Origin of the sequence: Kineococcus mangrovi (genome assembly GCF_041320705.1) — a bacterium.
GTDB classification, from domain to species: Bacteria; Actinomycetota; Actinomycetes; order Actinomycetales; family Kineococcaceae; genus Kineococcus; species Kineococcus mangrovi.
In genome coordinates, this window is the sequence record NZ_JBGGTQ010000007.1 from 124,600 (window position 1) to 144,188 (window position 19,589).

21 protein-coding genes and 1 pseudogene are annotated in these 19,589 nt (G+C 75.3%); 10 read left to right on the plus strand and 12 right to left on the minus strand.

Going from position 1 to position 19,589, the window contains the following annotated elements:
- Positions 1-7: 7 nt before the first annotated feature.
- From AB2L28_RS15560 to AB2L28_RS15590, 7 genes are all read right to left on the minus strand, one after another.
- Complete coding sequence (locus tag AB2L28_RS15560) at positions 8-403, minus strand: rhodanese-like domain-containing protein (RefSeq protein ID WP_370719894.1); 396 nt, start codon at positions 401-403, stop codon at positions 8-10.
- The gene (locus tag AB2L28_RS15565) at positions 404-760 is read right to left on the minus strand and encodes a hypothetical protein (protein ID WP_370719895.1); all 357 of its coding nucleotides are present in this window, start codon (positions 758-760) and stop codon (positions 404-406) included. It lies immediately after the preceding gene.
- 92 nt (positions 761-852) lie between these two features.
- A complete protein-coding gene (locus AB2L28_RS15570) occupies positions 853-1,680 on the minus strand; it encodes a hypothetical protein (protein WP_370719896.1) in 828 nt (275 codons plus the stop codon).
- A gap of 56 nt (positions 1,681-1,736) precedes the next feature.
- The gene (locus AB2L28_RS15575; protein ID WP_370719897.1) at positions 1,737-2,171 is read right to left on the minus strand and encodes an ATP-binding protein; all 435 of its coding nucleotides are present in this window, start codon (positions 2,169-2,171) and stop codon (positions 1,737-1,739) included.
- A 107-nt stretch (positions 2,172-2,278) separates the two neighbouring features.
- Positions 2,279-3,556: an HRDC domain-containing protein gene (locus AB2L28_RS15580; RefSeq protein WP_370719898.1), complete on the minus strand. Its 1,278-nt coding sequence runs from the start codon at positions 3,554-3,556 to the stop codon at positions 2,279-2,281.
- Between the two features lie 34 nt (positions 3,557-3,590).
- Entirely contained in the window at positions 3,591-4,193 is a 603-nt protein-coding gene (locus AB2L28_RS15585) for a LuxR C-terminal-related transcriptional regulator (RefSeq protein ID WP_179754984.1), read from the minus strand.
- Positions 4,194-4,304: 111 nt separating this feature from the next.
- Positions 4,305-4,898 carry a DUF3000 domain-containing protein gene (locus tag AB2L28_RS15590; protein WP_370719899.1) on the minus strand — a complete coding sequence of 198 codons (594 nt, stop codon included), beginning with the start codon at positions 4,896-4,898 and terminating at the stop codon, positions 4,305-4,307.
- A gap of 185 nt (positions 4,899-5,083) precedes the next feature.
- Here AB2L28_RS15590 and hemE point away from each other — a divergent pair, with 185 nt between their 5' ends.
- Genes hemE through hemQ form a run of 3 tightly spaced genes read left to right on the plus strand, consistent with a single transcriptional unit; the run spans position 5,084 to position 8,184 of the window.
- Positions 5,084-6,061: a uroporphyrinogen decarboxylase gene (gene hemE, locus AB2L28_RS15595; RefSeq protein ID WP_370720010.1), complete on the plus strand. Its 978-nt coding sequence runs from the start codon at positions 5,084-5,086 to the stop codon at positions 6,059-6,061.
- Positions 6,049-7,440, plus strand: a complete 1,392-nt coding sequence (gene hemG / locus AB2L28_RS15600; protein ID WP_370719900.1) for a protoporphyrinogen oxidase — start codon at positions 6,049-6,051, stop codon at positions 7,438-7,440. The genes hemE and hemG overlap by 13 nt, the downstream gene beginning before the upstream one ends.
- Positions 7,441-7,464: 24 nt before the next feature.
- Positions 7,465-8,184, plus strand: a complete 720-nt coding sequence (gene hemQ / locus AB2L28_RS15605; protein ID WP_370719901.1) for a hydrogen peroxide-dependent heme synthase — start codon at positions 7,465-7,467, stop codon at positions 8,182-8,184.
- A gap of 15 nt (positions 8,185-8,199) precedes the next feature.
- On the opposite strand, the gene AB2L28_RS15610 is transcribed toward hemQ, so the two are convergent.
- The 3 genes from AB2L28_RS15610 to AB2L28_RS15620 are packed head-to-tail and all read right to left on the minus strand — an operon-like array spanning position 8,200 to position 9,540.
- Positions 8,200-8,517: a hypothetical protein gene (locus AB2L28_RS15610; RefSeq protein ID WP_370719902.1), complete on the minus strand. Its 318-nt coding sequence runs from the start codon at positions 8,515-8,517 to the stop codon at positions 8,200-8,202.
- A gap of 15 nt (positions 8,518-8,532) precedes the next feature.
- Positions 8,533-8,970 carry a peptide-methionine (R)-S-oxide reductase MsrB gene (gene msrB, locus AB2L28_RS15615; protein ID WP_370719903.1) on the minus strand — a complete coding sequence of 146 codons (438 nt, stop codon included), beginning with the start codon at positions 8,968-8,970 and terminating at the stop codon, positions 8,533-8,535.
- 36 nt (positions 8,971-9,006) lie between these two features.
- Positions 9,007-9,540, minus strand: coding sequence for a hypothetical protein (locus AB2L28_RS15620; RefSeq protein WP_370719904.1), 534 nt, complete (start codon positions 9,538-9,540; stop codon positions 9,007-9,009).
- Positions 9,541-9,600: 60 nt separating this feature from the next.
- Between AB2L28_RS15620 and AB2L28_RS15625 the strand changes: the two genes are divergently transcribed.
- The 6 genes from AB2L28_RS15625 (at position 9,601) to AB2L28_RS15650 (ending at position 14,206) form a co-directional block, all read left to right on the plus strand.
- On the plus strand, positions 9,601-9,981 hold the full coding sequence (locus AB2L28_RS15625) for a DoxX family protein (RefSeq protein WP_370719905.1): 381 nt from the start codon (positions 9,601-9,603) through the stop codon (positions 9,979-9,981).
- Positions 9,978-11,150 carry an alpha/beta hydrolase family protein gene (locus tag AB2L28_RS15630; RefSeq protein ID WP_370719906.1) on the plus strand — a complete coding sequence of 391 codons (1,173 nt, stop codon included), beginning with the start codon at positions 9,978-9,980 and terminating at the stop codon, positions 11,148-11,150. The genes AB2L28_RS15625 and AB2L28_RS15630 overlap by 4 nt, the downstream gene beginning before the upstream one ends.
- On the plus strand, positions 11,147-12,124 hold the full coding sequence (locus AB2L28_RS15635; protein ID WP_370719907.1) for a zinc-dependent alcohol dehydrogenase: 978 nt from the start codon (positions 11,147-11,149) through the stop codon (positions 12,122-12,124). The genes AB2L28_RS15630 and AB2L28_RS15635 overlap by 4 nt, the downstream gene beginning before the upstream one ends.
- A 62-nt stretch (positions 12,125-12,186) precedes the next feature.
- On the plus strand, positions 12,187-12,570 hold the full coding sequence (locus AB2L28_RS15640) for a 6-pyruvoyl trahydropterin synthase family protein (protein WP_370719908.1): 384 nt from the start codon (positions 12,187-12,189) through the stop codon (positions 12,568-12,570).
- Positions 12,567-13,469, plus strand: coding sequence for a glycosyltransferase (locus tag AB2L28_RS15645; RefSeq protein WP_370719909.1), 903 nt, complete (start codon positions 12,567-12,569; stop codon positions 13,467-13,469). Before AB2L28_RS15640 ends, AB2L28_RS15645 begins: the two co-directional genes overlap by 4 nt.
- Positions 13,466-14,206, plus strand: coding sequence for a class I SAM-dependent methyltransferase (locus AB2L28_RS15650; protein ID WP_370719910.1), 741 nt, complete (start codon positions 13,466-13,468; stop codon positions 14,204-14,206). The genes AB2L28_RS15645 and AB2L28_RS15650 overlap by 4 nt, the downstream gene beginning before the upstream one ends.
- A 63-nt stretch (positions 14,207-14,269) precedes the next feature.
- On the opposite strand, the gene AB2L28_RS15655 is transcribed toward AB2L28_RS15650, so the two are convergent.
- Positions 14,270-15,331 (minus strand): permease, encoded by a 1,062-nt coding sequence (locus tag AB2L28_RS15655; RefSeq protein WP_370719911.1) that lies wholly within the window; start codon positions 15,329-15,331, stop codon positions 14,270-14,272.
- A gap of 21 nt (positions 15,332-15,352) precedes the next feature.
- Positions 15,353-16,177 (minus strand): aldo/keto reductase, encoded by an 825-nt coding sequence (locus AB2L28_RS15660; protein WP_370720011.1) that lies wholly within the window; start codon positions 16,175-16,177, stop codon positions 15,353-15,355.
- 73 nt (positions 16,178-16,250) lie between these two features.
- On the opposite strand from AB2L28_RS15660, the pseudogene fdh reads away from it, so the two are divergent.
- A pseudogene (fdh, locus tag AB2L28_RS15665) lies at positions 16,251-19,508 on the plus strand (formate dehydrogenase); the annotation flags it as partial.
- Positions 19,509-19,589: the final 81 nt, after the last annotated feature.

Below are 19,589 nucleotides of genomic sequence, written 5' to 3' on the forward strand. Positions count from 1 at the left end.
GAGGGGCTCACTCCCGCAGGTCGACCTCGCCGCGGTGGACGGGGTACCCCTCGGCGATCCAGCGCTCCACCCCGCCGACCAGGTCCGTGGCCCGGCGCAGCCCGACGGCCCGCAGGGACGCCGCCGCCAGCGAGGAGCTGTACCCGTGCCGGCACACCACGACGACGCGCAGGTCCGGACCGCTCGCCTCGGGGACGCGGTACGGGCAGGTGGGGTCCAGCCGCCACTCCAGCACCGTGCGGTCGATGACGAGCGCCCCGGGGAACTCGCCCTGCGCGGCGCGGTGGGAGGGGGTGCGGGTGTCGACGACGAGCGCCCCCGCGGCCTGCTCGGCGACCAGGGCCGCCGGGGTCAGCCGGTCCAGCCCCGCCCGCACCCGCGCCAGGTGCTCGGCCGCCCCCACTCAGGCCGCTTCGCGGGCCTGCAGGGCGTGCTCGAGCATCTCCGCCATCCGCCACGCCTCGGACGGGGACAGGTGGAACCCCAGCTCGCGGTGGGTCCCCAGGCCGGAGTAGATCGCGATGCCCGACAGGTTCGGCTCGTGGCCGTCGTCCTCGATGACGGACAGGCAGATCCACGGCTTCATCCCCGGCCGGAAGTGCGCCATCCGCAGCGGAGGGACGTGGCGCTCACCCTTGAGGTAGGGCACGAGCATGCGGGCGTACGCGAGGTCGTAGACCTCCGTCCGGCCTTCGGCGCGGAAGAAGACGTCGTTCCCGCGGATGGTGAGGGATTCAGCGGCTGTGGCCCCGAGCTGCACACCCTCATTTGACCCGACGGACGGCCCCGTGTCTCGTTCGTTACCGAATCTCCCCGCCGATCCGCCCCGCCGATCCCCGTGCGGGTCGGCTCCTACTGACCCTCGGTGAGCACGTTCTCGACCAACCGCGGGCTCGTCGAGGCCAGCGCGACCTCCTCGCGCGTGACGATGACCGGCCTGCGCAGACCCCGGTCCGCCGGGTCCGTCGCCGCCCAGGCCGCGCCCACGTAGGCGGGGTCGATGCGGGCCAGGTCGAACCACCCGCGGGTCCGGTCCGGCACCGCGACGGCCCGCAGGACGTTGCCCGGCGTCCGGTCCGGGCCGGCGACGAGGTGCTCGCGCAGCGTCCGCGAGGCGAGCAGCGTCGGCACGTCGCAGCCGCCGACGGGTCGCAGCACACCCGCCGTGGGCGTCCCGGTGTCGCGCAGCAGCCGCTGCACGACGAGGTCCCCGAACTCCTCCAGCCGCGCCAGGTCCTCCTGGCCGGTCAGCGTCGAACGGCCGGTGGCGCGCGCCGAGGCGACGGGCAGCGGCAGCGTCCGCTCGGAGCGGCCGTGCGGGACGACGACCCCCAGGCCCAGGTTCAGCGCACCCCCGAGGACGGTCCGGTGCGTCCAGCCGAACCCCGGGTGCCGGTCGGCGCCCGCCGGCACGGCCAGGGGCACCACCCGCGCCGTGCCCGAGTGCAGCTCGCGGTGGGCGTGCAGGACGTCCCCGACCCGCAGGCGGGTCACGTCCTCCTCACCGTCGGTCGCGGCGGTCCCGGCGGCCCGGGCCAGGTCGGCCCACTCCAGCGGTGAGCAGCCCGGCAGGCGGACGCCGTCGTCGTCCAGGTCGACGTCCAGGTCGTCCAGGACGCTCGTCGCCAGCACGCTGCGTCGCAGGATGGCCCGGACGGGGGGCGGCTGTTCGGTGCTCACCTGCCCGACGGTAGGCGAAACGGGCCCCGGTACCCCGCCGCCGTCGCCCGGACGGGTCAGCGTGTCGCGAGGTGGAACCACACCGTCTTCGCCGGGGACCCCTCGTCGCGGGGCTGGGGCCACCAGCCGGCACCGTCGCCGCCGGCCTCCGCGCCGACCTCGTCGCTGCGGTAGACGCCCCACGCGGTGGCGAGCGCGTCCACGAGGGCGATGCCCCGCCCGTCGGTGGCCTGCGGCGACTGCGCCCGCAACGTCGGGACCCGGTCCTCACCGTCGGTGATGCCGACGAGGATGCCCTCCGCGTCGTGGGTCAAGGACAGCACGACCGGCCCGCGGCCGTGGTCCAGGGCGTTCTGGACCAGCTCGCTGGTCAGGAGCTCGGCGATCCACCGCCGGGCGACGGGCAGGTGCTCGTCGGGGCAGTGGTCGCAGACCCAGTGGCGCGCCATCGCGGCGGCGGACAACTGCTCGTCCAGGGTGAGACGTTCCACGTCCAGCTCCGTCACCGTCGACCGACACCACGACACCGTCACCGCTGCGTGACCGGGACGACCATCCCCCACTCGGGCGCACGCGGCAAGGCGAACGGTGTCGGGGCTCAGGACCCCGCGGGTTCGACGATCCCCTCGTCCCTCGTGGGGGCCTGCGTCATCGCCTGCACGAGAACGGGGACCACGAGGTCGAGCTGCCAGGGGCGGGCCCCGCGCCCGGCCAGCGCCGCGCGGACCGAGGACTCCTCCAGCGGGGTCGGCGGCGCCCAGGCCAGGCGGCGCAGCGCGTCCGGCTGCAGCACGTTCTCCACCGGCAGGCCGTGCTCGTCGGCCACGGCGCTCACCGCGGCGCGCGCGGCGTTCAGCCGGGCTGCGGCCGCGGGGTCCTTCGCCGCCCACGTCCGCGGCGGCGGGGGACCGTCCCCGCGCGGCTGGTGCGCCGGCAGGTCGGTGTCCGGCAACGCCAGGGCGGCCGCGACGGCGTCCGCCCACAGCGGCAGCCGGGACCGGGAGGCGCGGCCGGTGAACCCCGACGTCGCGGCGAGCGCCTGCGGGGTGCGGGGCACCGCGCGGGCCGCGGCGACGATCGCGGAGTCCGGGAGCAACCGCCCCGGGGAGGTGTCCTTGCGGCGCGCCTCGCCGTCGCGGGCCAGCCACAGCTCGCGCACCACGGCGAGCTGGCGGCGCGAGCGGACCGCGTGCAGGCCGGACGTGCGGCGCCACGGCTCGGCCGGCGGCGGGGGCGGGGGAGTGGTCGCGACGTGCTCGAACTCCTGGCGCGCCCACGCCAGCTTCCCCTGGGCCTGCAGGCGTTCGGCGAGGACGTCGCGCAGCCGCACGAGGACCTCGACGTCCAGCGCCGCGTACGTCAGCCACGGCTCCGGCAGGGGACGGGTCGACCAGTCCACGGCGGAGTGCTCCTTGGCCAGCCGCAGCCCCAGCAGCTCCTCCACGACCGCGCCCAACCCCACCCGCGGCAGGCCCGCCAGGCGCGAGCCGAGCTCGGTGTCGAACAGGGTCGTGGGCCGCATGCCCAGCTCGGCCAGGCACGGCAGGTCCTGGTTGGCCGCGTGCAGGACCCACTCGGCCCCCCGCAGCGCCTCGCCCAGGCAGGACAGGTCCGGCAGGGCGGCCGGGTCGACCAGCGCGGTGCCCGCACCCTCGCGGCGCAGCTGGACGAGGAACGCGCGCTGCCCGTACCGGTAGCCCGACGCCCGCTCGGCGTCGACCGCCACCGGCCCGGTCCCGGCCGCGAACGCGGCGACGACCTGCGCCAGCGCGGCCTCGTCGGCCACGACGGGCGGCAGGCCGTCGGCGGGGACCGACAGCAGCGGCAGCTCAGGCTCGGCGACCTGCTCCTGCTGCTCCGTCGGCGTGTTCGTCACCGCACCACCGTACGTGACCGGCGGTGCGCTCACGTCACTGGATCACACCGGCCCGGAGGGTGATCGCGACCATCTCGGCCCGGTCGCCGGTGCCCAGCTTGCGGGCGATGCGGGCCAGGTGGCTCTTGACCGTCAGCGCGGACAGGCCGAGCAGGGCGCCGGTGTCCTTGTTCGAGCGGCCGTCCGCGACGTGCTGCAGCACCTCGACCTCGCGCTCGGACAACGAGTCCACCCCGGACTCCCCGCCGCGGCCCTCGAAGCCGACACCCTCGGGGCGGGTGGTGACGAGGTAGCAGCGCACCCCGGCCGCGACCGCGCCGCGCACGGCGAACGGGTCGGCGTTCGAGGACAGCACGACGCAGCGGTTCCAGCCGGCCGCGCGCAGCTCGGAGACGAGCTGGGCGCCGGAACCGTCCGGCAGCCCGGCGTCGGCGATGAACAGCGCGCGCGGGCCCGTGCGGGCCATCGCGCGGGCCTGGGCCACGCTCGTGGCGTGCTCGACGTTCACGGCGCCGAGCATGCGCAGCGTGCGCGTCACCGATTCGCGCACCGCGGGGTCCGCGACGGCGACGAGGGCCGCGAAGCGGCCGAGACGGGAAGGAACGGCCATCCCGGGGCGTTCGACGAGCGCAGTCACCGTCGTCCTCCTGCAGGCGATGGACGCACCCCTGGCGGGTGCGCCTCTGGTTCTGAGGAGGTGATCGGCCGCCCGGGGGCGGTCCTTGAACGTTCTGGTACGACTCGTCGGTCAGCGGGTGCGCAGGCCCAGGGACGCGACGCCCTCCGGCAACGGGGGCAGCCCCGCCACGGTGCACACCAGTTCCCCCCAGGCCCGCAGGTGGGCGGCCACCCCGTCCGGGTCCAGCGGCGTCCACGACGCCCGCAGCTCCACGTCCACCGACGCGGGCCGGTCCGCGAGCGCCCCGTACCCCTCCGACAGCACCCGCGTCACCGTCCCGCCCACGCCCGTGGCCCCCGCGCCGGCGTTCGCGAGCCCGTCCTCCAGCCACGACCAGCCCACCTGACCCAGCAGCGGGTCCGCGCCCAGCTCGGCCTCGAGGTCGGCGCGCGCGTACGTGACGACGCGGAACTCCCCGCCCCACTCCTGCGGGGCCGAGGGGTCGTGCAGCAGGATGAAGCGTCCCGTGGCCAGCTCGTCCCCGCCGACGACGACGTCCCCGGCGACGGCCCAGGAGAACGGCGCGATCCGCGCGGGCGCCGGCACCTCCGCCAGCACCAGCTCCGGGCGCAGCCGCACCTCGCGCACCGCCGCCACCGCCGCCTCGAAGGCGACGGGCCCGCCGGGCGCACCAGGTCCTGAGCGTCCTCGGTGAGCGGTCACGGCAGGGAGCGTAGGCACCCACGCCCCCGGCGGCGGTGCAGCCACGCCGTGGGAGCATCGCGACCGTGCCCGACCCGACCGCGCCCGACCCGACCGTGCCCACCCAGATCGGGCCCACCCCGGCCTCGCCCTACCTGCACGCCGCCGGCGGCGGGACCAGCCCCTCGCGCACCCCGGTGTGGTTCATGCGCCAGGCCGGTCGCTCGCTGCCGGAGTACCGCGCGGTGCGGGCCGGGACGACGATGCTGGAGTCCTGCCGCCGCCCCGAGCTCGTCGCGGAGATCACGCTGCAGCCCGTGCGGCGCTACGACGTCGACGCGGCCGTCTTCTACTCCGACATCGTCGTCCCCCTCGAGGCGGCCGGCGTGGGGGTCGAGATCGTCCCCGGCACCGGCCCGGTCATCGCCGAGCCGTTCCGCACGCGCGCCGACCTCGACCGCGTCCCCGAGCTGTCCCTGGACGCCCTGCAGCACGTCACCGACGCCGTGCGGCTGACCACCGATCAGCTCGGCGACGTCCCCCTCATCGGGTTCGCGGGCGCCCCGTTCACCCTCGCCAGCTACCTCGTCGAGGGCGGCCCGTCGCGGGACCTGCTGCGCACCAAGGCGTTGATGCACGCCGACCCCCAGCTGTGGCACGACCTCGCCGCCCGCCTGGCTCAGATCACCGGCACGTTCCTGCGCGCCCAGGTCCTCGCCGGCGCCTCGGCCGTGCAGCTGTTCGACTCCTGGGTCGGCTCGCTGCCGCTGGCCGTCTACGAGCGGTTCGTCGCCCCCCACTCCGCCGCCGCCCTCGGCGCCGTCGGCGACCTCGGCGTCCCGCGCACCCACTTCGGGACCGGCACCGGGGAACTGCTCGGGGCCATGGCCGCCGTCGACGGCGGGGTCGACGTCCTCGGCGTCGACTTCCGCGTGCCCCTCGACGAGGGCGCCCGCCGCGGTGCCGCCGGGGCCGGTCGTCCCGTCGCCGTCCAGGGCAACCTCGACCCCGCGCTGCTGTTCGCGCCCTGGGAGGTCCTGCGCGCGGACCTGCACCGCGTCCTGCGCGAGGGCGAGCGCGCCGGCGCCGGTCACGTCGTCAACCTCGGCCACGGCGTCCCGCCGACCGCCGACCCCGACGTCCTGCACCGGGTCGTGCAGGAGGTCCACTCGTGGCGGGGGTGACCGCCCGTCCGCGTGGTCGCCGCCGGGTCGTCGTCGTCGGCGGCGGGATCTCCGGGCTCGTCGCCGCCCGCGATCTCGCGGGCCGCTGCGACGTCACCGTCCTGGAGGCCGCGGGCAGCCTCGGCGGTGTCCTGCGGCGCGCCGACGTCGGTGGTCTGACGGTCGACCTCGGCGCCGAGTCGATGCTCGCCCGCCGCCCCGAGGGCACGACCCTGGCCCGCGAGCTGGGCCTGCCCCTGGTCCACCCCGCCACCACCACGGCCTCGCTCGCCACCGCCACCGGGCTGCACCCCCTGCCCGCGGGCACGCTCATGGGCGTCCCGCGCACCGCGGAGTCCGTCCACGACCTGCTCGACCCCGTCGCCCTCGAACGCGTCCGCACCGAACCCGAGCGTCCCGCGGCCCCGCTCGAGCACGACGTCAGCGTCGCCGACTACGTCGCCGACCGGGTCGGGCAGGAGGTCGTCGACCGCCTCGTCGAACCCCTCCTGGGGGGCGTCTACGCCGGGCACGCCCACCGGTTGTCGTTGCAGGCGACCGTCCCCGCCCTGTGGGAGCTCGCCCGCCGCGGCGGCTCGCTGCTGACCGGCCTGGGCCCCGCGCCGGCCGCCACCACGGCCCCCGTCTTCGCCGGTGTCGACGGTGGCCTGGCCCGCCTCCCGCTCGCCCTCGCCGACGACCTGCGCGCCCGCGGTGCCGTCGTCCGCACCGCCACCCCCGTCCGGGCCCTGCACCGCACGGCGACGGGCTGGCGCGTGGAGCCGGCGGGATCGTCGGGGCGGGAGGTGCTGGAGGCCGACGCCGTCGTGCTCGCCGTCCCCGCCCCGGCCGCGGCCCGGCTGCTGGCCGCCGAGGTCCCCGCCGCCGCGGCCGAGCTGGCCGACGTCGAGACCGCGAGCATGGTCATCGCGGCGCTCGCCGTCCCGGCCGCCGACCTCGACGGGCTGACGGGCTCCGGGGTGCTCGTGCCGCCGGTGGTGGGGGCCGGCCGGGGGCTGCGCGTGAAGGCCCTGACGCTGTCGGGGCGCAAGTGGGACTGGGTGGGGGCCCAGAGCGGGGAGCTGGCCGTCCTGCGCGTCTCCCTCGGGCGGGCCCGCGACACCGAGGCCCTGCGCGCCGACGACGCCGACGTCCTCGGCTGGGCGACGCAGGACGCCTCCGCCCTCCTCGGCCGGCAGCTGCACCCCGTCGACCACGCCGTCGTGCGCTGGGTGGACGGGTTGCCGCAGTACGCCGTCGGGCACCTGGACCGGGTCGCCCGGCTGCGCGCCGCCGTCGCCGCCGCCGGCGGGCTGGCCGTGTGCGGCTCGGTGCTCGACGGCGTCGGGGTGCCCGCGTGCGTCGCGGCGGCCCGGCGGGCGGCCGCCGAGGTGGGCTGAGCGGCGCTGGGGGACACTGGGGGCATGTCCGAGACCACCCCCACCGCGACTCCCAGCGCCCCCACCTCCGACGAGATCAACCAGACCATCGCCTACGCGATGTGGTCGGTGTTCGCCGTCGAGACCACCCTCGGCGAGACCGACCGGGCCGAGCTGACCGAGGAGGTCTCGGGTCTGCTCGAGGAGCTGACCGGCAAGGGGCTCGTCGTCCGCGGCCTCTACGACGTCGCCGGCCTGCGCGCCGACGCCGACGTCATGGTCTGGTGGTACGCCCCGACGGTCGAGCTCGTCCAGGAGGCCTACCGTCGCCTGCGCCGCACCCGCCTGGGGCGCCACCTCGCACCCGTGTGGTCGGTCGTGGGCCTGCACCGCCCGGCGGAGTTCAACCGCGGCCACGTGCCGGCGTTCATGTCGGGGGAGCGGGCGCGCGACTACGTGTGCGTCTACCCGTTCGTGCGCTCCTACGACTGGTACCTGCTGCCGGACGCCGAGCGCCGGACGATGCTGCGCGACCACGGCCTGGCGGCCCGCCCCTACGAGGACGTGCGCGCCAACACCGTGTCCGCGTTCGCGCTGGGCGACTACGAGTGGGTCCTCGCGTTCGAGGCCGACGAGCTGCACCGCATCGTCGACCTCATGCGCGACCTGCGGGCCACCGAGGCCCGCCGTCACGTCCGCGAGGAGGTCCCGTTCTTCACCGGGCCGCGCGTGGAGCTGCCCGAGCTCGTCAACGCGCTGCCCTGAGCCCGGCCCCGGGGCTCAGACCTGGCGGTAGTCCGCCTCGGAGTCGGCGTCGCCCGCCCCGGCGGCGTCGACGTCCGGCACCTCCTGGGCCAGCCGCTCGTCGAGGGTCTCCCCGGCGCGGTCGCCGTCGGTGACGAGCTCGGCCGTGAAGCCGCTCAGGCGGTTCTCCGGCTCCCAGCCCTGGTCGTCCTGGTCGTCGCGCATGAGCGTGTCGCTGGAGAGCACCTCGGGGTCGTCGGCCGAGGGGGCGGCGTCCGGGTCGACCTGCTGGAGGTCGGGGTCCGCCAGCGGGTCGACGTCGGGATCGCGGGGTTCGTAGGGCTGCTCGCTCATGCAACCCACCCTGCCTCAGGCCTGCGTCGGGCGCAGGGTGAGGCTGATCGAGTTGATGCAGTACCGCTGGTCGGTGGGCGTGGGGTACCCCTCGCCCTCGAACACGTGACCCAGGTGCGAACCGCAGGTGGCGCACCGGACCTCGACGCGGCGCATGCCGAGGGAGCGGTCCTCCAGCAGCTCCACGGCGTCGGAGTCCTTCGGGTCGAAGAACGACGGCCACCCGCAGTGCGAGGAGAACTTCTCGGAGCTGGTGAACAGTTCGGCCCCGCAGGCGCGGCAGGCGTAGACGCCCTCGGTCGTGGTGTCCTCGTACTCGCCGGTGAACGGGCGCTCCGTCCCGGCCTGGCGCAGCACGTGGTACTCCTGCGGGTCCAGCTGCGCGCGCCACTGCTCGTCCGTCCTGGTCACGCTGTAGGTCTTGCCGCTGGTCTCGGGGGTGTGCGCAGTCATGTCCCCCTCAACCCCCGCGGCGGGTCGGCTGTTCCGTCAGCCCAGCCGGGTGGTGCCCGCGTACACGTGCAGCACGGGGACGCCGAGGGTGTCGCGGGCCTGGGAGGCCCAGTCGGTGCGGAACGTGTCCTCGACCGCCCGCGGGCGGGTGACGACGACCAGCTCGCGCGCGTCCGGCTCCTGCGCCAGCGCGGTCCGGACCTCCGGCAGCGGGTCGTCCCCGGTGGTGCGGCCCTCGACGGTGAGCCCCTCGGCGCGCAACGCCTCGACCGTGGCCCGCAGCGCGGTCTCGGCGTCGGCGCGGAGCTCGTGCGCGCCCGGCCGGTCCCCGCGCAGGTCGGCCAGGGCCTCCTTGAGCTCCCCGAGGCTGACCTTGTCGACGACGTCGGCGAGCAGGCTGCGCCGGGTGTCGGCCGGGACGAGCACGAGGTGGCGCACGTCCTGCCCCTCGGCGCGCTCGGCGGCGTGCAGCTGGGCGACGTTGCGCGCGTCGACGTCGCCGAACGCCTCCTCGGTGAGCACGACGACGGTCCACGGCGAGGCGTTCGGGGAGACGTTCTGCGCAGGCACGTCCGCGACCCTAACGGGGGCGGGTGCGCCCGGCAGCCCGGTGTCCGGCAGGATCGGAGCGTGATCGCCGGGCGGAGCAGTCGTGCGGTGCCGCGCTGGGTGGCCCCCGCGGCGCTCTTCACCGTCGCCGGGGTCGCGCACTTCGCGCGCCCCCGGGGTTTCGACGCGATCGTCCCGCGGGTGCTGCCGGGCCCCGCGCGGGCCTGGACGCACGGTTCTGGCGTGGCCGAGCTGGCGCTCGCGGTGGGGTTCGCGGTCCCCGCCACCCGGTGCGCGACGTCCCGGGCGGCCGCCGCCTTCCTCGTCGCGGTGTGGCCAGCCAACGTGACGATGGCCGTGGACGCGTGGCGCTCCGGTTCTCGCCGGGCCCGCGTCGTGACGACCGTCCGCCTCCCGCTGCAGGTGCCGTTGATCGGCCTGGTCCTGCGGGCGGGCCGGTGAACGGGCGCCGGACCGCCGCGGTCGGGGCCGTGGCGACGGCGGCGGCCGCGACCGTGACGGGGGCCGCCCTCACCGCGACCGCGGTGACCTTCGCGCGGGCCGTCGTGACCCCGCGCCGGCACAAGCCGGACGACTTGGACGTGCTGCAGGTCGGCCCGCGCCGCGTCGTGCTGTCGGCCACCGCCGACACGGTCGTGCCCGGCCGGTACGGGGTGTGGACCGACGGCGGCCGCGGGCACTTCCGCGTGGGCGACGTCCTGGGAGCGGACGAGGACCGCGTCACGCGCGAGCTGCTGGCCGTCGACTCCGGGGTGCCCGCCCCCGGCGCCGGCCGCTGGAACCAGTACTACTTCGCGGGCGACCCGACGGCGGCGCTCGGGCTGGCGCACGAGGACGTCCTCGTCCCCAGCGAGGTCGGTGCGCTGCCCTGCTGGTCGGTGCCCGGCCCGGCCGAGGGGGCCTCGCACACGTGGGCCGTGCTCGTCCACGGTCGCGGCGCGACGCGCGAGGAGGCGTTGCGCGCGGTGCCCGTCCTGCACGACCTGGGCCTGCCGTGCCTCGTGCCGGCCTACCGCAACGACGCCGACGCGCCGGAGGCCGAACCCGGCCTGTACGGGCTGGGGGACACCGAGTGGCGCGACGTGGAGGCGGTCGCCCGGTACGCCCTGGACCGGGGTGCGCGCCGGCTGCTGCTCGTCGGCTGGTCGATGGGCGGGGCGATCGTCCTGCAGCTCGTGGCCCGCTCGGCCCTGGCCGGGCACGTGGCCGCCCTCGTCCTGGACGGACCCGTCGTCGACTGGTTCGACGTCCTGGACCACCAGGCCCGGCAGGCGGGGGTCCCCGTGCGGCTGGGGCGCTTGGGCCTGCAGCTCCTGGGGCACCCGGTCGGACGCCGGCTGGTCGGTCTCGCCGGGCCGGTGGACCTGCGGGCCATGGACTGGGTGCGCCGGGCCGAGGAGCTGGCGCTGCCCGTGCTGCTGCTGCACTCCGACGCCGACGACTACGTCCCCTCCGGACCCTCCCAGCGGCTGGCGCAGGCGCGCCCGGACCTCATCACCTACGTCGCCAGCAGCACCGCGCGGCACACGAAGGAGTGGAACGTGGACCCGCAGGGGTGGGAGTCGGCCGTCCGGGAGTTCCTCGCCCCGCGACCGGGGGACGCGGCGTGAGCGTGGCGACGGCGCTGTGGGCCACCGGCCCGGGGCGGGCCGAGCTCCGCGACGAGCTCCTGCCCGTCATCGGCACGGCCGACGTGGAGATCCGCACGGAGTTCTCCGCCGTCAGCCGCGGCACCGAGGCGCTCGTGCTGGCCGGAGCGGTCCCGCCCAGCCAGCACGACACGATGCGCGCCCCGTTCCAGTCCGGGGAGTTCCCCTTCCCCGTCAAGTACGGCTACCTGTCGGTCGGCACCGTCGAGCAGGCCGGTCCACGCGCGCTGGACCTGGTGGGGCGCAGGGTGTTCTGCCTGCACCCGCACCAGGACCGGTACGTCGTGCCGGCCTCGGCCGTGCTGCCGGTGCCCGCCGCCGTCCCGCCCGGCCGGGCCGTGCTGGCCGGGATGCTCGAGACCGCCGTCAACGGGGTCTGGGACGCCGGTCTCGGCATCGGCGACCGCGTCAGCGTCGTGGGTGCCGGGGTTCTCGGGCTGCTGGTGGCGGCGCTCGCGGTGCGGGTCCCCGGCACCGACGTCGAGGCCGTCGACGTCCGCACCGACCGCGCCGGGACCGCCGAGCGGCTGGGGTTCCGGCTCGTCGCCCCCGACGACGCCCGCCGCGAGCGCGACGTCGTCCTGCACACCAGCGGCACCGGCCCCGGGCTCACGACCGGTCTGCAGCTGCTCGGCGACGAGGGGTTGCTCGCCGAGCTGAGCTGGTACGGCGACCGCAGCGTCGAGGTCGGCCTGGGGGAGGGTTTCCACTCCCGGCGGCTGACGATCCGCGCCTCGCAGGTCGGGCGCGTGCCCCCCGCGCGGGCGCCGCGGTGGACGACCCGGCGCCGGCTCGCCCTCGCGCTGGACCTGCTGTGCGACGAGCGGTTCGACGCCCTGCTCGACGGGGTCACCCCGTTCGGGCGCGCCGCCGAGGTCCTGCCCGGGATCGCCGCCGTGGGCGGGGACGCCCTGTGCCACCGGTTCAGCTACTGAGCCCGGCCACCGAGCCCGGCCACCGAGTCCAGCCACCGAGTCCAGCCACTGAGGAGTCCTGCGTGTTCTCGTTGACGGTCCGCGACCGGTTCATGGTGGCCCACAGCTTCACCGGCGAGGTCTTCGGCCCCGCCCAGCAGCTGCACGGGGCGACCTTCGTCGTGGAGGCGACGTTCCGCCGCGCCGAGCTCGACCCCGACGGCCTCGTCGTCGACATCGGAGTCGCCTCGCAGGTGCTGCGCGGGGTGCTCTCGCAGCTGGAGTACCGCAACCTCGACGACGTCGAGGAGTTCTCCGGGCACAACACCACGACGGAGTTCCTCTGCCGCTGGATCGCCGACCGGCTCGCGCTCGTCCTCGGCCCGGCCGCCGCCGGGCTCGCCGGCATCTCGGTGCTGCTGCGGGAGTCCGACGTGGCGTGGGCGGCCTACGAGAAGGTGGTGTGAGGTTCCTCCTGGCGCCGGACCTGTCGGCGCCCACGGGCGGCAACCGCTACGACGCCGAACTCCTCGCGCGCGCCGTGGCGCGGCACCTGGTCGTGGGGTCCTCGGCGGGGTCGCTGGAGCGTTCGCTCGCGCAGGTCCCCGACGGGGCCACCGTCCTGCTCGACGGCCTGGTGGCCTCCGCGCGCCCGGACGTCCTGGCCGCGCACGCGGGCCGGGTCCGGCTCGTGCTGCTCGTCCACCTGCTGCGGGCGGACGACGTGCCCGTCGAACCCGTGCTGGAGCAGGAGGTGCGGTCCCTGCGCCTCGTCGACGCCGTCGTGGTGCCCAGCCGCAGCGCCGCCCGGCGGGTGCAGGAGGTCTCCGGCGTGCAGGCCGTCGTCGCCGAACCCGGCACCGCCCCGGCCCGGCCCTCCACCGCGCGCGGTGCGCACCGGTTGCTGTCGGTCGGGACGGTCGGTCCCCGCAAGGGGCAGCGGATCGCCGCCGAGGCCGTCGCCCGGCTCGGCGGCCCGTGGACCCTGCGGTGCGCCGGGACCGTCGCCGAGGGGTTCGCGCTGCCGGGCACCTCGCTCCTGGGCCCCCTGGACCCGGCTGCGCTGCAAGCCGAGTGGGACCGGGCCGACCTGCACGTCCTGCTCTCGCAGGCCGAGCCGTACGGCATGGCGGTCGCGGAGGGGCTGGCCCGCGCGGTGCCCTCCCTCGTCGCCGACCGCGGTGAGCTGCCCGACCTCCTCGGCGGGGCCGGGATCGTCGTCGAACCGGACGTGGACGCGGTGTGCGCGGCGCTGGTGCGGTGGGCCGCCTCCGCCGACCTGCGGCGCAGCGCGCGCCGGGCGGCCGCGGACCGGGAACTGCCGACGTGGGAGGAGACCGCGCGGATCGTGAGGGAGACGTCGTGAGCGAGCTGGAGAACTTCGACCCCGACTGGCTGGCCCTGCGCGAACCGGTGGACCACGCCACCCGCTCCCGGCGGCTGGAGGAGCTGCTCGCGGCCCGGCTGACCGGGCGCGACCGGGTGCGCGTCGTCGACCTCGGGGCGGGGTCGGGCTCCACGCTGCGCCACCTCGCACCACGGTTGCGCGAGCTGGGCGTGGGGGCGGTGCAGGACTGGGTGCTCGTCGACCACGACGAGGACCTGCTCGCGCGGGCCCTGGCGAGCCCCGTGCCCGCCGCGGCGTCGGTGCGGACCGCGCGCGCCGACCTCGCCGACCGGGACGCGCTGCGGGACGTGCTGTCCGGCGCGGACGTCGTCGTCGGCTCGGCCCTGCTCGACGTGCTGCCCGCACCCGTGGCGGCGGGACTCGTCGAGGTGCTCTCGGCGCTCGACCCGCGGCCGGCGGTCCTGTTCGTCCTCACCGTCCGCGGTGGGGCCACGACCGAACCGGCGGTGCCGGGCGCGGCCGAGGGGTTCGACGCCGACCAGCGCGCCCACGGTCTCGGCCCCGACGCGGCCGGTGTCGTCGCCGAGGCGTTCACGGCCGCCGGCTGGTCGGTGCAGCGCGCGGCGACGCCGTGGCGCCTGGGCCCCTCACCGCTGCTCGCCGCGTGGGCGCGGGGCTGGTTCACGGCCGCCGGGGTCGTGCCGCAGCCGGTGTCCAGCGCCGTCGTCCCGCACGAGGACCTGCTGGCGCAGTAGCGGGTCGGGCGGGGTCGAGGGCGCACGGGTGCGCTGCCGGCGCCCGCCGGCCGGCCCCGGGGGTCACAGCAGGGGGAGCACCGCCGCGCTCAGGAGGCTGCCCGCGCCCACGACGAGCAGCGTCCAGCCCACGACGCGCCGGCCCAGGGCGCCCACGACCATGACGGCCGACGGCAGGCTGACGGCCGGCAGGGCGATGAGCAGCGCGCCCACGACCGCGGGTCCGAACCCCGCCGCCGCCAGCCCCTGGGCCAGCGGGACCTCCCCGGCGGTCGGGACGACGAGCAGCGCCCCCAGGCCCACGGCGACGAGCACGCCCAGCACGCCCCACGACCGCGCCGACTCCCCCAGGGGGAACAGCCACCCCGCGAAGGTGCCGACGGTGAACACGACGACCAGGTACTCCGGCACCAGGTAGGCGCTCATCCGGGCCAGGACGGGCAGGAACCGGCGCGGTCCCCCCTCGTGCTGGCCGGCGACCTCCTCGACGGCGGCGGCGGGCACCCGCTCCCCGGCGAGCCGGGCCACCAGCGCGCTGCCGCCGACGACGAGCAGCAGCCCGACGACCAGGCGCGTGGCGGCCCACTGCCAGGGCGCCACGAGCACGAGGAAGACGAGGACGGCCGGGTTGAGCAGCGGGTTGCCCAGCCAGTACGCCACGACCCCGGCCGTGGGGGCCCCGCTGCGCCGCAGCGCCGTGGCCACGGGCGCGGTGCAGCAGGTGCACATCATCGACGGTGTCGACAGCAGACCGCCGACGAGCGCGCTGGAGGGGCCCGAGCGCCGACGCAGCACCGCGGTCAGCCACCGGCGCGGCACGAGGGTCTGCACGGCGGCGGCGATGAGCAGCCCGGCCACGAGGGCCTTCCAGACCGCCAGGGCGTACACCTTCGTGAACTCCCAGCCGGCCGCCAGACTCGGCCCGGACCCCGCCTCGATGCCGGCGCCCGACAGCACCGACGTCCCGGACCAGGCGCGCGTGCCCGACAGCTGGTCCACCTTCGCGGTGTAGGGCAGCCACTTCGACCACAGGAGCAGACCGACGGTCAGCAGCAGGGCGCAGACGGCGAACGCCGCCGCGCTCGAGGGAGTGCGGCGGCGTCCGGGCAGGGCGGGGGAGGTCACGGCCCCGACCCTACGAGGGGCTCAGGAGGGGACGAAGTCCAAGGTGTCGGGGTGGCCCCCGATGCGGCCGGAGTCCCCCTGGTCCAGGGCGGTGATGAGGGCGAGGTCCTCCTCGGTGAGCTCCACGTCGAAGAGGTCGAAGTTCTCCTCCACGCGCGAGCGCGTCACCGACTTTGGGAAGACGATGTCGCCGCGCTCGACGTGCCAGCGCAGGACGACCTGGGCCGGGGACTTCCCCAGCCGCTTCGCCACGTCCGTGATGGTGGGGTCGTCCAGCACCTTGCCCTGGGCGATCGGCGACCAGGCCTCGACGCCGATCTGGTGCTCGCCGCAGAAGGTGCGCACCGCCTCGTTGCCGAAGTAGGGGTGCACCTCGATCTGGTTCACCGCCGGCACCACGGTCGTCTCCTGCAGCAGCCGGTTGAGGTGGTGGACCTGGAAGTTCGAGACGCCGATGGAGCGCAGCCGGCCGTCGGCGTGCGCCTCCTCCAGCACCTTCCACGTCGAGACGAAGTCGCCGCCGTACAGGGTCGGCAGCGGCCAGTGGATGAGGTACAGGTCGACGGGCCCGCCGAGCTTGTCGACGGAGGAGTCGATCGCGGCGCGGGCGGCGTCCGGCTCGTGGGCGCCGTTGTTCAGCTTGCTGGTGATCCAGACGTCCTCGCGGGGCACACCGGAGTCCAGGACGCCCTGCAGCGTCTCGGCCTCGTTGCCGTACATCTGGGCCGTGTCCAGGTGCCGGTAGCCGACCTCCAGGGCGGTCCGCACGGCGGCGGCCGTCTCCTCCGGCGGGATCTGGAAGACCCCGAAGCCGAGCTGGGGGATCTCGCGGCCGTCGTTGAGCATGATCGTGGGAACAGTCACGGGAACGATCCTGGTACGGGCGGGTCGGGGGCGCACGCGGAGCCGGTCCGGGGGTATGTTCCGGGACGTGGGCATCAAGACGTTCCTGGAGGGGTGGCCGGTCTACCGGCAGCTGACGGGCGACGACCCGCTGGGCCGCGGTGCCGCGACCCAGTCGGCGCGCTCGAAGTCCCTGACGCCGCGCACCGCCACGGCCGACCGCGTCGCCAGGTCGGTCTGCCCCTACTGCGCGGTCGGCTGCGGCCAGCGCGTCTACGTCAAGGACGAGAAGGTCGTCCAGATCGAGGGCGACCCGGACTCGCCGCACTCGCGCGGGCGGCTGTGCCCGAAGGGCTCGGCCAGCGAGCAGCTGGTCAACGGCGACTCGCGCGCCACGACGATCCGCTACCGCGCGCCCTACGCGACGGAGTGGACCGACCTCGACCTCGACACCGCGATGGACATGATCACCGACCGGGTCATCGAGGCCCGCCGGCGCGGCTGGCAGGACGAGGACGAGCACGGCCGGCGCCTCAACCGCACGATGGGGATCGCCAGCCTCGGCGGCGCGACGCTGGACAACGAGGAGAACTACCTCATCAAGAAGCTGTTCACGGCCATGGGCGCGATCCAGGTCGAGAACCAGGCCCGCATTTGACACTCCGCCACGGTGCCCGGTCTGGGTGCCTCGTTCGGTCGTGGTGGAGCCACCGGTGACCTGCAGGACCTGAGCAACGCCGACGTCATCGTCATCGAGGGCTCGAACATGGCCGAGTGCCATCCCGTCGGGTTCCAGTGGGTGATGGAGGCCAAGGCGCGCGGCGCCAAGGTCTTCCACGTCGACCCCCGCTTCACGCGCACCAGTGCGCTCGCGGACACCTACGTCCCGATCCGCACCGGGACGGACATCGTCCTGCTCGGGGCGATCATCAACCGCGTCCTGACCCAGGAGCGGGACTTCCGCGAGTACGTGGTGGCCTACACCAACGCCTCGCACCTGGTCAGCGAGGACTTCCAGGACACCGAGGAGCTCGACGGCCTGTTCTCCGGCTTCGACCACGAGACGCGCTCGTACGACACGAAGTCCTGGCAGTACGCGGGCGGCGAGAGCGGCGGTGACGAGGAGGAGGAGTCCGCCGAGTCCTCCGACGTCGAGACCGGGCAGTCGATGGGGTCCGGTGGTGCCCCGGTGGAGCACCGCAGGATCCAGCGCGACGAGACGCTGCAGGACCCGCGGTGCGTGTACCAGGTCCTCAAGCGGCACTTCGCCCGGTACACCCCCGAGATGGTCGCCGACGTCTGCGGCATCCCGGAGGACCTGTTCGACGAGCTCGCCGAGGCGTGGATCTCCAACTCCGGCCGGGACAAGACCGGTGCGCTGGTCTACAGCGTGGGCTGGACCCAGCGCGGCACCGGGGTGCAGTACATCCGCACCGGGGCGATCCTGCAGCTGCTCCTGGGCAACATGGGCCGTCCCGGAGGCGGGGTCATGGCCCTGCGCGGGCACGCCTCGATCCAGGGGTCCACGGACATCCCCACGCTGTACAACCTGTTGCCCGGGTACCTGCAGATGCCGCACGCCGAGCGGCACGCCGACTTGCGGGGTTACGTCGACGCCATCAAGGGCCAGAACCAGAAGGGGTTCTGGGCCAACGCCGACGCCTACACCGTCAGCCTGCTCAAGGCCTACTTCGGCGAGAACGCGACGGCCGAGAACGACTACCTGTTCGACGAGCTGCCCCGCATCAACGGCGACCACGGCACCTACAGCCAGGTCATGGACATGATCGAGGGCGGGAAGATCTTCGGGTACTTCCTGCTCGGGCAGAACCCCGCCGTCGGGTCCGCGAACGGGCGCGCCCAGCGCCTCGGCATGGCGAACCTGGACTGGATGGTCGTGCGCGACCTCGTGATGATCGAGAGCGCCACGTTCTGGAAGGACGCCCCCGAGGTCGAGACCGGCGAGATCGTGCCGGAGGAGTGCCGCACCGAGGTGTTCTTCCTGCCCGCCGCCTCCCACGTGGAGAAGGAGGGCACGTTCACCCAGACCCAGCGGTTGCTGCAGTGGCGCGAGAAGGCGGTCAACCCGCCGGGCGACGCCACGAGCGAGCTGTGGTTCTTCTACCACCTGGGCCGGCGCATGCGCGAGAAGCTGGCCGAGTCCACCGACCCGCGCGACCAGCTCCTGCTCCAGCTCGCCTGGGACTACCCGGTCCACGGGCAAGAGCAGGAACCGGACTCCGACGCGGTCCTGCGCGAGATCAACGGGTACGACGGGTCCGGGGAGCTGCTGTCCGGGTACACCGGGCTGAAGCCCGACGGGTCCACCTCCAGCGGGTGCTGGATCTACTCGGGCGTGTACGCCGACGGGGTCAACCAGGCCGCGCGGCGCAAACCCGGCCGCGAGCAGTCCCTGCACGCCCCCGAGTGGGGCTGGGCGTGGCCGATGAACCGGCGGGTGCTCTACAACCGCGCCTCGGCCGACCCGGACGGCAAGCCGTGGAGCGAGCGCAAGGCGCTGGTGTGGTGGGACGAGGACGCCCAGCGCTGGGTCGGTGACGACATCGCCGACTTCGAGGCCACCAAACCGCCGTCGTACCGGCCGCCCGAGGGGGCGACCGGGGTGGAGGCCATCGCCGGTGACGACCCGTTCGTCATGCAGAGCGACGGCAAGGGCTGGCTCTACGCGCCCAAGGGGGTCGTGGACGGTCCGATGCCGTCGCACTACGAACCGGCCGAGTCCCCGTTCCGCAACGCCGTCTACACCCAGCAGGCGAACCCGGCGCGGGAGATCTACACCAACCACCTCAACGAGGTGCACCCCTCGCCGCCGGAGAACGGCAGCGAGGTGTTCCCGTTCGTGTGGTTCACCTCGCGGCTGACCGAGCACCACACGGCCGGTGGGATGAGCCGGTTCCTGCCCTACCTGGCGGAGCTGCAGCCCGCGCTGTTCATGGAGGTCTCGCCGGAACTGGCGCGGGTGCGCGGTCTGGAGCACCTCGGCTGGGCCCACGTCGTCACCGCTCGCGCGGTGGTCGAGGCCAGGGTCCTGGTCACCGACCGGCTGGCGCCGCTGAAGGTGCAGGGCACCGAGGTGCACCAGGTGTGGCTCCCCTACCACTGGGGTTCCGGTGGGCTGACGACGGGTGACGTGGTCAACGACCTGGCGCACCTGACCCTGGACCCCAACGTGCACATCCAGGAGTTCAAGGCCGGCACGTGCGACGTGCTGCCCGGTCGCCGCCCGCGCGGTCGCGAGGTGCTCGACCTCATCGACGAGTACCGGGTCCGCGGCGGGGTCACGATGGCGTCGGGATCGGTGGCCGTCACCAGCGACCTCCTGCACGCCGGCGGTCGCGACCGGGCCGAACTCGCCCAGGACGGGGCGACCGACGTCGGCGCCGGGCACGACCCC